Consider the following 14,207-nt stretch of genomic DNA (forward strand, 5'->3'; position numbering starts at 1 on the left):
CACCTGAAAGGATTAAATACTTCTATATCATACTGTTAGGGAATGGAGATGAACAGAGTCATCCCCATCCGATTCAAGGACTAGCGCTTGAACACATCCAGGCCGGTAAAATAGGTGGTATCATGGCCATCGAACGCATCGGCATACATCACTTTGCTATCCTCGAAGAATAACTCCAGAATTGCCTGCGCCTCTTTTATCTTGCCCGCCAGCACCTCGGGTTCTGCTGTCACCTGCGCCATCATTAGGCTGATGATATTGGCGTAGAAATAGTTAATTGAACCAATCAACACACGATAGAGATGTGATTCGCGGCTCATCAGCAGATAGAGCAGATAGTCGTGATGGCGTTGCATCATGGCCAATACCGCATTGTGTTCACAGGCTACCTGGCGCCAGTCATCGCGCAACTTGTCTACCAGCTCAACGAACAGCGGCACCTGCAATGCAGCAGCGAAATCAACGCTGCTCATGTCAAAGGACTGGAAACAAGTGGCCATCACTTCATCCATGAGCGGGATTTTGTCGAGTACCGGCCATTCAGGTTGCAACGATTCAACACGACGAGGGATTGCCCCTTCTATATAAGCGCCGTCACTACTGTTGACGCACTGCATCTCGGGATAATCACGCAATACACTGGCCATATTGTGAATGGCTAGCCCAAACAGATGATTGATACGCACTTCGTCACCAAAGTTACCCGGTGCCGGGAAAGTATCCTTTAAATTTTCCTCGTATTTCGCCTCTTGCTTGTCGTTGTAATAGAGACTCAGGCTGGAGTGATGCTGTCCGGCTGTTTTATAGCCATTGTCGATACCAAACAAATACACCTGCTTGAAACCAAGCAAGGCCGCATAATTGAGGCCGGTATTGCCGACGAACGGGTTGGAAAATTCAATGGTATCGTACTCAAATGCCTGACCAAACGCGCTAATCAGCATGGAGAACATCGGCTCGTTGGGCTTGAACGCCAACCCTGTTTTACGAAAGAAGCGCTTGCATTCAGGGTGAATGACATCAACGCTCAGAAACACGGTGTCCTTGATAAAGTCATCGGCATTGAGAATGCTCAGAAAATCGGCTGAGCTCTTGGTGCGCTCCACTGCAACGTAGATATCCGGTTTTACGCCAGCTTTGTAGAGTGCACTGACCGCAGTACCGCAGGCGATAATGATTGCCTGCTGCTGATGCTGCCGGATGAACTCGATGCTCTGATCCAGCGAGGGGCCATTGCCAACCACAAAGACAGGGATCTGCTCGAAGGCACGGCTATCGCGCCACCGTTTCAGAAAGGGGGTGCCGTCTTGCAGATGGGTGTGGCTATGGGCAAGTGCATAGATGTTGTCATCAAAGAACCCCCACCCCGTTTTGAGCAGATAGAACTCCCTTTCCACCTGTGTTATCAAGGCGTGCAGCTTGGGGGAATGGTAATGACAGAACGAGAAATAGCTTGCCGACCAGAATGCCCCCTTGCGATGCAGCGCCTCCATCATGTCAGCGACCAGCAATCGCTCGTCAACACCGATAAAGAGGTGCAGACTGATCGACTCCTCCTCCATGTAGGCGAGCAGCTGATGCCAATCAAAACAGAAGAGCGAGGCGTAAAACATGTCAAGATCAGGCTCGAAAGCAAACAGATTCTTGATCTTGCACTGTTCATACAAGCAACCGAGCTGGTAGCCCAAACCAATGCCATACATCAGTGCCAGAGGAATATCGGTATGTAATGCTGCCTTTAGACGCAACCCTTCCAGAGCTGACTTCTCTTTTAATTTGGAGATTTCATTGTTGTATTTGATATGGATTTGGCCATCGATATACCACTGGGGCACAAAATCGATGCACTGCAAGACACTGTGTTCAATGACCTCGGCAATCTGCGACTGAACCTCGCTAAATGGATCATCCCCATAAAGCGAGATACCCTCGTCGAGCCACAGAATATTGGGAACGCCGTTTTCATTACAGAAGAAACGAAAAGGCCTGGCAGGCTGGTACTCCTTGAAAAAGTCATGAATGGCGGGCATGTATTTGGCAAACGCAGCCATATTGAGTTCATAACGAACGGGGAGTACTTCCAGCATGGCGGCCTCCTGCTGCTTTTGCAGAGCCAGGCGTGCCAGTTCACTTTCTACATCATGAATCTTGTGATGGATATCCATGTCAGACTAACCTGCATTCAGCTTGTAAAGACCGGATGCACGTCCGGCCTGGGAGAATTGTCGTAATTGTGCTTCAGCCTGCTGCTTTTCCTGACCCACCCAATCATAAATAAGCTGGAACTGCATCAGTGCCTGCCGCTGTTCCACATTGAGAGTCTCTCCCCAAGGCAGTGACCCGAATACCTCTTCCAGAGCATGCAGATAAAGTTCAGCCAGCTGTTCTGCTGCAACCAGTTCACCTTGCACCAGTAGAGACTGCAACTGCTCGCCCTGTCTCATCAAGGCAGACACAGAAGTACTATTGACCTCATTCATGCCGGTCTGCCTACCTTTTGCTGTGCCAGCGCCTTGTCTCGCTCATCGACAGGGATGGCATCCCAACCGCTCTTGACCGTCAGCATCAGGTTCATCACTTCATCAATGGCGCCTACATCCATGTCACGGCTGGCATCCATCATGCGCACTTTCATATAGTCATAAAGTGCGAACAGGTCTTCGGGGACCTTGCCATAAGAGAGATCAAGTGAATCTTGCAGACCATTGATAATGGCCAGCGTCTTGGAGATAGATTGGGACTTACCCTCGAAATCGCGACGCTCGACTGCACCGCGAGCCTGAGCGAGACGTTCGAGACACCCTTGCATCAATAACTGGATCACGCGATAGGGATCCGCCACTGCCAGCTCAGACTGCAAACTCTGGGTTGTATAGGCCTTGATCGTTTTTCGATACATACGAGACTCAGCTCCTGACTACAAATTAACTGGTTTTGTTGTTGGTATTGAGCAGGTTGAGATAGGAGGCAGATTTGTTCATCTTGGCCAGCAAGGTATCCAGACTGCCGTAGCGTGCCCTCAACGTCTCTTCATACTTGGTGAGCTGCGCCGCGACATCTGCTTGTTTGCGGTTGACATCACGCAGATCAGAATTGAGTGTCTCTTCCCGCTTGGCAAGCAGTCCCCCTGTCTTGGAGTAGGTCTCAAGCTGGCTGGCCAACTTGCCAGCAACACCGTCCTTGCCACCAAATACAGCCACTACCTGGTCGAAGTTCTTCTCGACCGCTTCATCGAATTTCGTCGAATCAAGTGAGAGCACTCCCTTGTTGTCCATCTTGACCCCCAACTGAAAGATGGTAGAGAAGGTCGAAGAGTTGTTAGAAGGCTCGGTGACGGTGCCACTCATCAGGTTGGTCACAGCCTTGGTCGTCGCATCCCCCGCCAGGGCTCCACCATCATTCTGGCTGACACCGGCCACGATAGAGCTGCGTTTGCCCAGATCGGTGCTCTTCTTCACCAGAGCGTTATAGCCATCGATGAAGCTCTGCACCATGGTCTTGATGCCAGCCTTGTCTGTCGTCACATCCACTCTGTTTGGCTTGTAAGTGGTCGTCACGGTACCATCACTCGGGTTCGTGGTAGTGGTGCTCTCCGACTCTTTCAACACCGTAATCTTGAGACCCACAATGGTGCCATCAAAGGTGTTGGTCGCACTGGTCAATTTATTGCCATCCACGCTTATCTCGGCATCACGGGCTTGTTGCTTCTGGGTCAGCTTGGAGATGAAATTGTCAGTCAGTTCAGGTGTACTGCCGGTTATCTGCAGATCTTTACCTGTTCCACTGACACCGGAGTCAATCACAAGGGCCGCCTTGCCATCGGAGGTATTCATGATATTGACGCTAAGACCAAAGTTGTCACTATCATTGTTGATCCGCTTGCGAATGGACTGGAGTGAATCCCCTGCTTTAACATCCACATCAAAGGTCTTGTCACCTGCCTTGAATGTCAGGGTGCCATCTTGAGTGATCATGGGCGTGGTCGAAGAGGCGAAACTACCTTCAAATTTGCTGGTCTTCGCCAATTTTTCGACACTGATGTCATATTGCCCGTTGGAAGCGCCACTCTTGCTCTCCACCTTGAGAACCGGATTATCTTTATCCTGGGTGATGTTTATCGCACGTTTGTTAAACGCGTCATCCTTTGACATAGCCTGCAGAGTGGTGACAAAAGTCGCGATCGCTGACTTCAGCTGGCCTACCCCTGAGAGAGTGATCTGGGCGTTGGTCTTTTTGGTGGTAATTGGCTGCAACAGCTGCGCCTTTTTGGCATCAACGCTTGCAGCGATGACAGACTCCAAGTCCAGTCCAGAGCCCGCACCAGCAGACGTAATAGTAGCCATACTCACTCTCCTCGCAAACGTAACTATTAAATCTCTTTATCAAGCAATAACCCGACTCGAGAGCCACCGCCAATCACATCACCTTCGCGCAGAGCCTGGATTCGTTTGCTGATAGCCAGCAACTCTTCGCTTGGTATCTGACGGATCATTGATTTGGTATCGGCATCCATAACCTTGATAACAACCTGCTCCAGTTCCTTTTCAACACTGAAATTGACGGTCCATCCTTGCAACTGACTGAACTCTTGCAAGTTTTGTACCCCTTTCTCAATTTCCTTGTCTGAAATCTTCGGCTTGCCAGCCCTCTCCTGCTCAGGCAGCCCCTGTTGCTTTTCCATGTCCTTTGCCGTCCCCCGCTGCTCTTCTGCTGTGCCAGATAGCACTTGAGCGGCCGACTGGCCGCTCTTGCTACTTGACTGAAGAGAAGAAGGAGTGACCGATGACGGAATTCCAATTTCATTGGCCATATCGTCGCTCCTTTTTTATCTCATCACAGCCTGTTAACCCAGCAGGGACAGGGCTGATTGCGGTCTTTGGTTGGCTTGAGCCAGGATGCTGGAAGCAGCCTGTTGCAGAATGTTCTGCTTGGTCAGATTAGCGGTCTCGGTTGCAAAGTCTGCGTCACGAATACGAGAACGTGCTGCACTCAGGTTTTCAGAGACGTTGGACTGGTTGCGAATGGTGGAGTCAAACCGGTTCTGCACCGCACCCAGCTCTGCCCGCTTGCTGTCTACCGCCTTGATCATGAAATCAAGGTTGGCCATGGCCAGCTGGGCGGCGCTGGCAGAGCTGATGCTGCTGACGCTGGTAGAGGTTACTGCAGATGTTCCCTTGGTCACGGTATAGGGCTCGCCAGAGGCACTGGTAGCAACGGTCGCGCTTCCCTTGGTTGATGCCGCAATCCCACTGATGGTAAAGGCGGAAGTCATCTTGAAGGTGATAGTCTGACCAGCATCCGCCCCCACCTGGAACGACCCCTTGTAGTTGCCATCCAGCAGCTTCTGGCCACCGAAAGTGGTGTCGTTGGAGATACGGTTGATCTCTGTAGTCAGTTGGTCAAACTCTTGCTGCAATGCAGTACGGTCATCGGTGTTGTTGGAACCGTTAGCAGATTGCTGTGCCAGCGTGCGCATACGCTGCAGCATACTGGTCACTTCATCCATGGCCCCTTCAGCCGTTTGAGCAACCGAGATACCATCGTTGGCGTTGCGGTTACCTTGATCCAAACCGTTGATCTGGGAAGTCAAACGGTTGGAGATCTGCAAACCGGCAGCATCATCTTTGGCAGTGTTGATACGAAGTCCCGATGCCAGTCTGGTGTAAGAGGTATCCAGAGACTTGTTGGTATTCATCAGGTTACGCTGGGCGTTCAGTGATGAAGTATTCGTGTTGATATACATGGCCATAAAATATTCTCCCGAAGAACATGCGACTGCGGGTTGCGCCGTCAAAGCGGCGTCCCACCGTTAGAAGAACAGGTTGAACGAGCCTGAGTCTTCTGGCGGGTGTCTGTTTGAACGGACAGGTCACCCGCAGTAGTGCAAACGTTGGATTCCGAACACCCCTCGATTGCTTCACCTTGTTTAACGGCAGTGCAGAGGCAAGCTTTAGGAAAATTGTTGCCTAACGCGGCAATTTTTCTCCGGTACATGGCAAGGAAAGCGAGATGGCAAACATAGTGCAAGACGTAATAGAGGGGTTGCAGGATGGTGTGACAGGATTATTTTTGTGGCACGATTTGTGCTTAGGTTGGGTAGAGTGACGTCGATTTGACGACACAATAAAAAGAGGCCGGTAAACCGGCCTAAAGATGAGCATATGCTCAGGAGAATATGACCAAGCGTGACAGAACTGAACAGCTGGACAACACTTGGCATTACTAGTAGAGAATTATATCTCTCCCGATAGAACAGAGTGCGAACCGAACACCCCTTTGTTCCATCTCTTGACCAGGGCGGCCTGAACAACCGCCCTGTTTTCTTTTGTTAGCCTTGCAGCAGCGAAAGAGCTGACTGGGGGCGCTGGTTCGCCTGGGCCAGTATGGTTGATGCGGCCTGTTGCAAGATATTCTGCTTGGTCAGGTTTGCAGTCTCGGTGGCGAAGTCTGCATCACGGATACGTGAGCGTGCAGCACTAACGTTTTCGGAGACGTTCGCCTGGTTGCGAATGGTCGAGTCAAACCGGTTTTGTACCGCCCCCAGTTCAGCACGCTTGCTGTCCACCACCTTTATCATGTAATCCAGGTTGGCCATAGCCGACTGGGCCGAGCTTGCAGCTGTAATGGTCGACATACTGGTAGATGTGACCGGCGTTCCTGCTGTCTTCGTGATGTTATACGGCTCGCCCGAGGTCGTGGTTGCCACTGTCGCACTACCACTGGTGGCAGAGGCCATGCCCGAGATAGTAAAGGCGGTCGTCATCCGGAAGGTGATGGTCTGCCCTGCGTCTGCCCCCACCTGGAAGGTGCCCACATAGCCGCCATTAAGCAGGTTCTGACCACCAAACGTGGTATCTTTGGCTACCCGGTCAATTTCAGTCATCAACTGGGTATACTCTTGCTGCAGCGCGGTACGGTCATCTGTGTTGTTGGAGCCGTTGGCTGACTGTTGAGCCAGCGTACGCATCCGTTGCAGCATGGAAGTAATTTCATCCATTGCCCCTTCGGCAGTTTGGGCAACAGAGATACCGTCATTGGCATTACGGTTACCTTGATCCAGACCGTTGATCTGGGAGGTCAAACGGTTGGCAATTTGCAGGCCGGCGGCATCGTCTTTGGCGCTGTTGATACGCAGACCGGATGCCAGTCGAGTGTAGGATGTATCCAGTGATTTGGTCGTGTTCATCAGGTTACGCTGAGCGTTGAGTGATGAAACGTTAGTGTTGATATAAAGGCCCATGACTATTCTCCTAAGCTATTAAATTTACTCTTCTATTTGCTCTGGCTTTATTATTTTCTGTGCCCGATGCGTCTTATTTAACGGCCCGTTTTTCGATGTCTTTAGCATTTTTTTCAACGCTTCATCACGTTAACGCCGCTTACCCTATATATCGACAGGTCGGGGATAAACTTAAGGAAAAAAACGCCCACTAAAACGTGGCAGAAACTCATCGCGCCCCTCCTCCAACAAGGAGGTAAACAGGCACACTCGAGCCCCTCCTTGTCCATGATGCGAGAAAAAAGCGGTGTCGACTCTCAATTTTGTCGAGCACAGTTGGCGATTGGGCTCTCCAGCCCCTAAAATCGCGGCCCCATCAACAATTTGGCGTGAGTTGTTTTCCATGCAGACACTGGTTGAGCAGATTGTTTACATCAGCGATATGTTTGGTACTGCGGTATTCGCGTTTTCAGGGGTTCTGGTGGCGGGCCGGCTCAGAATGGACGGATTTGGCGTCATGGTTTTGGCGGCAGTCACCGCCATCGGCGGTGGTACCATCCGCGACATGATCCTGGGAGCAACCCCGGTGTTCTGGGTTCGCGATCCTCTCTATATCTGGGTGGTCATTGCAACGGCGCTGATCGGGATGTGGATGGTCAAACTGCCCCGCAGAATGCCCTGGTATGTACTGCCCGTCGCGGATGCCTTCGGGTTGGCCCTCTTTACGGTGATTGGGGCGCAAAAAGCCCTCAACTTCGGTACCCCGGGACTGATCGCTGTGCTGATGGGGACCATGACAGGGGTAGCAGGCGGCATGATCCGTGATGTACTGGCTAGGGAAGTGCCTATGGTGTTGCAAAAAGAGATCTATGCAACAGCCTGCATTTTGGGCGGAATCCTCTACACCCTGGCACTGGAGGCGAATATGGACAGAGTAACCGCCATGCTCATCTGTATGACAGCCGTGTTCGGTTTGCGGGTAGCTGCTATCTACTGGCACCTGTCGCTACCAACCTTCTCGCTGCAACGCAACTGAAAGCACACCCGCAGTGGAATATGGCTCTGTGGGTTGTGCGTTGAACCAAATGGGCTTTTCTGTTGTCATAGAAGCAGTCGTTGTTAGCCGGATATTCTCATGCACAAAATCGGTATGCTTACCACTCTCCTCCTTGCGAACGTGACAGCAGCACATGCCGAAGCACAAGCCGTTTTTGGACGACTGGCATCGGCGCCAGTGCAGCAGTTCAACCAGCAGATACGTCAGGCGAACGAGCTACATCAGAAATGGGTCAATGACTACCGTGAGGTAGCACTTCGTTTTGTCGGTCATAGCGACATCCCCAGTCGCATCCATGCACAGCAACTGGATAATGATCTGGTACTCTCGGTTGCCCTCGATGGCAGCAAGAACGACATGCTCTATATCCTGACTCTCTATCGCAGCGATAACCTTTGGCAAATGAGGGGAGCGGAAATGGGTTGGCGTTGCCTGGGGGAGCACTCCTTCACTCCCGTTCCCTGTCCATAAATCCAAGCTCCGAGCTATAAAACAAAAATCCGGCACATTGGCCGGATTTTTTATGGGAGATTGAGCGTCAAATTACGGACGGTAAACTTTGACGTTGGCAAAGCCTTTCTCTTTCAGGTAAAGCGCCTGCAGCTTGCTCATCACGCCGCGATCGCAGTAGAGCAGGTAGGTCTTCTCTTTGGGCAGATCGCCAAAGGCGGTGGCCAGCTTGAAGAAGGGGATATGCAGTACTTCACGACCTTCCACCACCAGCGGCTTCTCGTCGTGTTCGTCGGCAGAGCGGATATCCAGGATCACCTCGTCAGCGCCCAGCACCTGGGTGGTTTCCACCTCTTGCACTTCAGCGGCAGTCTCTTCACCGATACGACGGATATCGAGGTAACGGGCCTCGGAGACCACCTTGTCCAGAATGGAGAAGTCAAAATTGGCCTCTTCCTCTTCAATGCGGGAGAGCTCGGCCTTCACAGTCGGCTTTTTGGAGATGACCCCACAATACTCCGGCATGGTCTCGGCGAACTCTAGGGTGCCAATGCGTCGGGCTTCACTGATGATGTCCGGCTTGTCCCAGGTGATAAGCGGGCGCAGGATCACCTTGTCGGTCACCCGGTCGATGACGTTCAGGTTGGTGAGGGTTTGGCTGGAGACCTGACCCACACACTCACCGGTCACCAGCGCCGGGATCTGGAATTCATCGGCCACCTTGGCGGCAGCACGCATCATCATCCGCTTGAGCACCACGCCCATCTGACCGTTGTCGATCTTCTCGAGGATCTCGGCGACCACCGGCTCGAAGTCCACAGCGGTGAAACGCACCCGGTGGGATGAACCGAAGCGGTTCCACAGGTGATAGGCCACCTGCTTGACGCCGATTTCGTGGGCCGCACCGCCCAGATTGAAGAAACAGTAGTGCACCCGGCAGCCGCGCTTGATGAACTGGAACGACGCCACGCCTGAGTCAAAACCGCCGGAGAGCAGACTCAGCACATCTTCCTGGGTCGCGATGGGCATACCGCTCAGGCCCTGATGGATGGCGCTGACGATGTAGAGCTCTTCGCCATCGATTTCGAGGTTGATCTTCACATCCGGGTTCTTGAGGCGCACGCCGTTGCTTTCGCATTGCTGGTTCAAACCACCGCCCACGTAACGCTCAATCTCGAGGGAGGAGAACTCGTGCTTGCCGTGGCGCTTGGCGCGCACGCAGAAGGTTTTCCCCTTGAGCTGCTCGCCCCACACGGCTTTCACCTGCTCGAAGATGTCGTGCAGATCGGTAAACTTGCTGGCTTGTACCTCGAGGAAGGCCTGAATGCCCGGAATACAGGCCAAAGCTTCGATAGCCTGCTCGCGGAACTGGTCATTGCGGGAGCTCACGATCAGCTTGTCCCAATCCATCCGTACGCGGGCATCGTCGTCGAAGCGGCGCAGGACATTGCGGATATTGCCCTGCAGGATCTTGATAAAGCGCTGGCGAACCGACTTGCTCTTGATGGTGATTTCCGGGAACAGCTTGATAATGAACTTCATGGTAATGACTCGGGTGACCTTGATTTAAGGGCGCGAATTATATCAGAACTTTGTGGCCAGCGCCTACTGGATGAGCGTTTGCTCACATTACCCCACGCAGTGTTTGCCGCGCGACCGCAATCTTGCGTATATTCCCGACCCTGCGCCTCGCCAGATTTTTGACAACAGACTGATCCGATGAAGACCTATATCTACTACCCCGGCATGGAGGTACGCGACGAGCTCTGGCTCAAATTTGCCTTGCTCTATCTGGAGCGGCTTGCCTTTGTCTTCACCGTCAGCGAAAAGAGCGGCCTCACCGCCCTGCTCGATACCCTTCAACAGCAGACCGATCTGCTGGCCGAGCGGCCCGATGCCGCCTTCTTTGCCGCCATTACCCCGCAATTGGAGAGCCAGATAAGCGGCCTGGTGGCCCCCGATTTCGTCCGCCACAAGGTGTTTGGCAACAAGGAGCTGATTGGTCGCTGGCGTCAGGAGGCCAACCACGACTGCTTCTGCCCGGATCAGGTGGGGCTGGAGCGGCTGCACGGCTTTTGCCTTACTCACGGCTTTGCGACCCGGGATGAGGGGGGGATCAGAATGGCGCGACGCTTTGCCAACCTGATCTCCATGCGCCTTGCCCGTGAGTGGGCACTCGCCAATGACGGGGCGCTTATTACCGATCACGACTATCTCGACCGCCTGCTCCACCTGCTCGAATCCCGCTACCACAATCGCGGCGGTCAGGATTGCTTCCTCCTCGAGATCCCGTTGCAAGTGCCCACTCACCTGGCCGACATTCCGTTTGCAGAGCTGATTGCCCTGCGCGGGCGCAGCGGCTTTCGCCAGCAGTTGGCCGAATTTCATCTGGCCCTCGACAACCTGCTCACCATGCTGGGTAGCGGCTATGCCGACCCGGCGACCCTGACCCGCTTTGAGCAGGCTCAACAAGGGCTCAATCAACTGCTCGGGCCCGAGACCCTCAGCATGCCACTCACCACCCTGGTCAGCACCAGCCTGCCCGCCGTAGCCATGCTCCACCAGTTAAAGGCGAGCCACCCCGAAAGCACCCTCATCTTCCATCCCATCAAGAAGAGCCACTTTCACCAACGCAAGAGCCAGCACTTCTTCACCCGGCTCGGTCATCTGCGCCAACAGGGCTGAATTGGCGGAATGAAAAAGGGGTTGGCATCTGCCAACCCCTCTCGTTTTCTGCGGCCTACCAATCATCACCCCGGTGATTGGCCCGCTCTTGCGCCTGCCTTCGCGCTTCCATCGCCCTGTCACGGCGGATATTGGCAGGGGTACAGGCAAACTGTTTCTGATAGCAACGCGCAAAACTCTCGGAAGCAGGTTCGAAAGGTGAATAGAACCCGGTACGTTCAGGAGAAACATGGTGATCACCATGATTGGTTGTGGCACAACCCGAACTCATCAGCACCAGCAAGGGACACAGAACACGCAGCACAAGAGAACTCCCGATTGGATTTGAATGAATTCGTAATTATTCACAAATTAATTCATCCAATCAAATATTGATGCATTTCAAAAAGTTAATTACATTCACCTCAATGGCTGTCGGCAAAACGCTCAACGGGTGATGGTGCCGGCATCACCGTCAGGATGCACCACGCGAAACTCGATACGATCGCTGTTTCCTGCTTCATCGACCACCACCAACTGGTAGCGCCCCGCCACGCTCAGCACCTGATCCCCGTCCCAGCGCAGCCGCTGGCCGTTGAGAAACCAGGCTGGCTTGCCAACACCGCCGAGCACCTTGGGCTGCAACCGGTAACGCTGACTGCGGATAAGGTTGCCCTCCCCCAGCGCCATGATGCGAATTGGAGCTTGCTGCTCGGCGCTCTGCCCTTCCCCAGCACAACCACTTGCCAACAGCGCCTGTCGTCGCTCGCCGGGCGTTCGCCACGGCTCCAGTGACAATGGCCAGAGCGCCCGAAAACCGGATTGCGCCGCATCCTGGCAGCGGGCCAGGGTCGGCTTGCCCTCGGCGGTCAGCGCCACTTGGCGCAGCGGCGAGGGCCAGTCCATGGGATCCGGCAATGTGGGGGGATCGCGCCCTTCCAGCAACCAGGCGCTCTGACGCTGCAAACAAACCTCAGGCAAGGTCGCGCTCGCCTTGCGCCCCAGCGGCCAGCAGACCTCAGCCTCGCTCACCGTGTTGGGCTGGGCCGGCAGAGGGCTGTTGTCAGCCAGCCGCGAGTAGACCGAAAGCAGCAGCGGCACCGCCGCGCTCTGACCGTAGAAACCGGGCATGGGGGTACCGTCGGGGCGCCCAAGCCAGACGCCTATGGTCCAGCGACCGGAGACCCCCATCGCCCAGCTGTCGCGATAGCCGTAGCTGGTACCGGTCTTCCAGGCCAGTCGGTTGACCCGGCCGGTCGCCTCGCTGGCAAAGGGCTGATCCGCGCGCCCCTGCGCGCTCAATATTTGCCAGATGATCCAGGCTGCCCCCGGGCTCAGCAAGGGGCGCGACACCACCTGCTGCCCCGCCAACCAGACCGGCATCGCCACCTGCCCCTGCCGGGTCAGCGCGCTGTAGAGCGCCACCAGCTGCTCGAGTCGAATGCCCGCCGCCCCCAGCGCGATGGCTGGGTTGGGCTTGTCGGAGAGCGCCAGCCGCACTCCGGCGTTGTCGAGGCGACTGACCAGTTTGTCCGGCCCAAGCGCCTCCAGCACTTGCACCGCCGGCACGTTGAGGGATTGCTGCAGCGCCTGCGCAAGGGTCACCGGCCCCTGAAAGGCGCCGGAGAAATTGGCGGGGCGATAATCAGACCCCAGTCTCGGCGCATCGGAGAGCAGGGAGGCCGAATGCACCAACCCTTCATCCATGGCCAGACCGTAGATAAAGGGCTTGAGGGTGGAGCCGGGAGAGCGGATCGCCTGCACCATGTCGAGGTAACCGTGGCGGCGCAAATTGCCATACTCGGCGCTGCCCACGTAGGCGCGCACCGCCATGGTTTTGTTATCTACCAAGAGCAACGCCGCTGAGGTCTGCTCGGGGAAGCGGCGAATGTAGCTCGCCACCCGCCCCTCCAACCAACGCTGCAGATCACCGTCGATGGTGGTGTGCACTAGCGCCCCGGCCTGATTGTCAGCGGCAAGGCGGGCAAAGAGCGGCGCCTCCATCGGCGTGAAGTGACCTCGGGCCAGCACCGGCTCGATACGTCCCTCCAACCACACCTGTTCGGGCCAGACACCCTGAGCCACCAGCCGCTGCATTACCTTGTCACGGGCGGCGCGGGCCCGCTCGGGATGCCGGTCCGGCCGGTTGCGGCTAGGGGCCTGCGGCAGCACCGCCAGCAGCGCCGCTTCGGCATGGGTCAGCTTGGCGGCGCTCTTACCGAGATAGGCAAAACTTGCCGCCTGCACCCCCTCCAGATTACCGCCAAACGGCGCCCGGTTGAGGTAGACGGTGAGCAGGGTGCGCTTGTCGTAGTGCCACTCCAGCTGCAGCGCACGCACCATCTGGCGCAGCTTGCCGGGCACGCTCCTGTGGTAGGGCTCGATAAGACGCGCCACCTGCATGGTGAGAGTCGAGCCGCCTGACACGGCGCGCCCGTAGCGCAGCCACTGCCAGACCCCGCGCACCATGGCCACCGGATTGACCCCGGGATGACGCCAGAAGTAGCGATCCTCGTAGCCGAGCAGCGCCTCGATATAGCGGGGGGAGACCTGCGCCAGGGTCACGGGGTAACGCCACACGCCGCTGGTATCGGCAAAGGCGCGCAGCGGTCGCCCCTTCATGTCGAGCACCACCCGTGCGTAGGCAGGGTCGAGTGGCGGCGGCGGGAAGAGTCGATCCAGCGCCAGCAATGACAGGAGCAGTGCTACAACGCCCAGCACCGAGCAACGCAGCCAGCGTGGCAGACGGCCCAGCCAACGCCGACAGGCGCGGCCACTGCGAACTAATTTCAGCCAGCCACGCTGCCAGAAAGTGAG

Annotated in this window: 12 protein-coding genes; 3 read left to right on the forward strand and 9 right to left on the reverse strand. The window is 55.3% G+C overall.

The window, feature by feature from the left end; translation table 11 throughout:
- Window positions 1–80 precede the first annotated feature (80 nt).
- The 7 genes from G5137_RS02065 to flaA form a co-directional block, all read right to left on the reverse strand.
- A complete protein-coding gene (locus G5137_RS02065; protein ID WP_421173043.1) occupies window positions 81–2,165 on the reverse strand; it encodes a 6-hydroxymethylpterin diphosphokinase MptE-like protein in 2,085 nt (694 codons plus the stop codon).
- 6 nt (window positions 2,166–2,171) lie between these two features.
- The gene (locus tag G5137_RS02070) at window positions 2,172–2,480 is read right to left on the reverse strand and encodes a hypothetical protein (RefSeq protein WP_129503714.1); all 309 of its coding nucleotides are present in this window, start codon (window positions 2,478–2,480) and stop codon (window positions 2,172–2,174) included.
- Window positions 2,477–2,899 carry a flagellar export chaperone FliS gene (fliS, locus tag G5137_RS02075; RefSeq protein WP_005346697.1) on the reverse strand — a complete coding sequence of 141 codons (423 nt, stop codon included), beginning with the start codon at window positions 2,897–2,899 and terminating at the stop codon, window positions 2,477–2,479. Before fliS ends, G5137_RS02070 begins: the two co-directional genes overlap by 4 nt.
- Before the next feature lie 25 nt (window positions 2,900–2,924).
- The gene (gene fliD / locus G5137_RS02080; RefSeq protein ID WP_216954022.1) at window positions 2,925–4,343 is read right to left on the reverse strand and encodes a flagellar filament capping protein FliD; all 1,419 of its coding nucleotides are present in this window, start codon (window positions 4,341–4,343) and stop codon (window positions 2,925–2,927) included.
- A gap of 26 nt (window positions 4,344–4,369) precedes the next feature.
- A complete protein-coding gene (locus G5137_RS02085) occupies window positions 4,370–4,810 on the reverse strand; it encodes a flagellar protein FlaG (protein WP_129503712.1) in 441 nt (146 codons plus the stop codon).
- A gap of 33 nt (window positions 4,811–4,843) precedes the next feature.
- A complete protein-coding gene (gene flaB / locus G5137_RS02090) occupies window positions 4,844–5,749 on the reverse strand; it encodes a flagellin B (RefSeq protein ID WP_129503711.1) in 906 nt (301 codons plus the stop codon).
- Between the two features lie 579 nt (window positions 5,750–6,328).
- Window positions 6,329–7,240 carry a flagellin A gene (gene flaA / locus G5137_RS02095; protein ID WP_129503710.1) on the reverse strand — a complete coding sequence of 304 codons (912 nt, stop codon included), beginning with the start codon at window positions 7,238–7,240 and terminating at the stop codon, window positions 6,329–6,331.
- A gap of 382 nt (window positions 7,241–7,622) precedes the next feature.
- Here flaA and G5137_RS02100 point away from each other — a divergent pair, with 382 nt between their 5' ends.
- Together G5137_RS02100 and G5137_RS02105 are read left to right on the forward strand one after the other, a co-directional pair.
- Window positions 7,623–8,255, forward strand: a complete 633-nt coding sequence (locus G5137_RS02100) for a trimeric intracellular cation channel family protein (protein WP_129503709.1) — start codon at window positions 7,623–7,625, stop codon at window positions 8,253–8,255.
- A 99-nt stretch (window positions 8,256–8,354) separates the two neighbouring features.
- Window positions 8,355–8,747 carry a hypothetical protein gene (locus G5137_RS02105; RefSeq protein WP_042053183.1) on the forward strand — a complete coding sequence of 131 codons (393 nt, stop codon included), beginning with the start codon at window positions 8,355–8,357 and terminating at the stop codon, window positions 8,745–8,747.
- Between the two features lie 72 nt (window positions 8,748–8,819).
- Here the strand turns inward: G5137_RS02105 and thiI are convergent, their stop codons facing one another.
- The gene (gene thiI, locus G5137_RS02110) at window positions 8,820–10,268 is read right to left on the reverse strand and encodes a tRNA uracil 4-sulfurtransferase ThiI (RefSeq protein WP_279474966.1); all 1,449 of its coding nucleotides are present in this window, start codon (window positions 10,266–10,268) and stop codon (window positions 8,820–8,822) included.
- A 177-nt stretch (window positions 10,269–10,445) separates the two neighbouring features.
- On the opposite strand from thiI, the gene G5137_RS02115 reads away from it, so the two are divergent.
- Window positions 10,446–11,411, forward strand: coding sequence for a hypothetical protein (locus G5137_RS02115; protein ID WP_120413973.1), 966 nt, complete (start codon window positions 10,446–10,448; stop codon window positions 11,409–11,411).
- Between the two features lie 426 nt (window positions 11,412–11,837).
- Here the strand turns inward: G5137_RS02115 and pbpC are convergent, their stop codons facing one another.
- A complete protein-coding gene (gene pbpC / locus G5137_RS02120; RefSeq protein WP_421254878.1) occupies window positions 11,838–14,183 on the reverse strand; it encodes a penicillin-binding protein 1C in 2,346 nt (781 codons plus the stop codon).
- Window positions 14,184–14,207 lie beyond the last annotated feature (24 nt).

This window comes from Aeromonas sp. 600282 (assembly GCF_049175755.1).
GTDB classification, from domain to species: domain Bacteria; phylum Pseudomonadota; class Gammaproteobacteria; order Enterobacterales; family Aeromonadaceae; genus Aeromonas; species Aeromonas veronii_A.

Coding starts and splice junctions, on each gene's coding strand:
- G5137_RS02065 (WP_421173043.1), bottom strand. CDS start 2,165: ATGGATATCCATCACAAGATTCATGATGTAGAAAGTGAACTGGCACGC.
- flaA (WP_129503710.1), bottom strand. CDS start 7,240: ATGGGCCTTTATATCAACACTAACGTTTCATCACTCAACGCTCAGCGT.
- G5137_RS02105 (WP_042053183.1), top strand. CDS start 8,355: ATGCACAAAATCGGTATGCTTACCACTCTCCTCCTTGCGAACGTGACA.
- G5137_RS02085 (WP_129503712.1), bottom strand. CDS start 4,810: ATGGCCAATGAAATTGGAATTCCGTCATCGGTCACTCCTTCTTCTCTT.
- fliS (WP_005346697.1), bottom strand. CDS start 2,899: ATGTATCGAAAAACGATCAAGGCCTATACAACCCAGAGTTTGCAGTCT.
- G5137_RS02115 (WP_120413973.1), top strand. CDS start 10,446: ATGAAGACCTATATCTACTACCCCGGCATGGAGGTACGCGACGAGCTC.
- G5137_RS02070 (WP_129503714.1), bottom strand. CDS start 2,480: ATGAATGAGGTCAATAGTACTTCTGTGTCTGCCTTGATGAGACAGGGC.
- fliD (WP_216954022.1), bottom strand. CDS start 4,343: ATGGCTACTATTACGTCTGCTGGTGCGGGCTCTGGACTGGACTTGGAG.
- thiI (WP_279474966.1), bottom strand. CDS start 10,268: ATGAAGTTCATTATCAAGCTGTTCCCGGAAATCACCATCAAGAGCAAG.
- flaB (WP_129503711.1), bottom strand. CDS start 5,749: ATGGCCATGTATATCAACACGAATACTTCATCACTGAACGCCCAGCGT.
- G5137_RS02100 (WP_129503709.1), top strand. CDS start 7,623: ATGCAGACACTGGTTGAGCAGATTGTTTACATCAGCGATATGTTTGGT.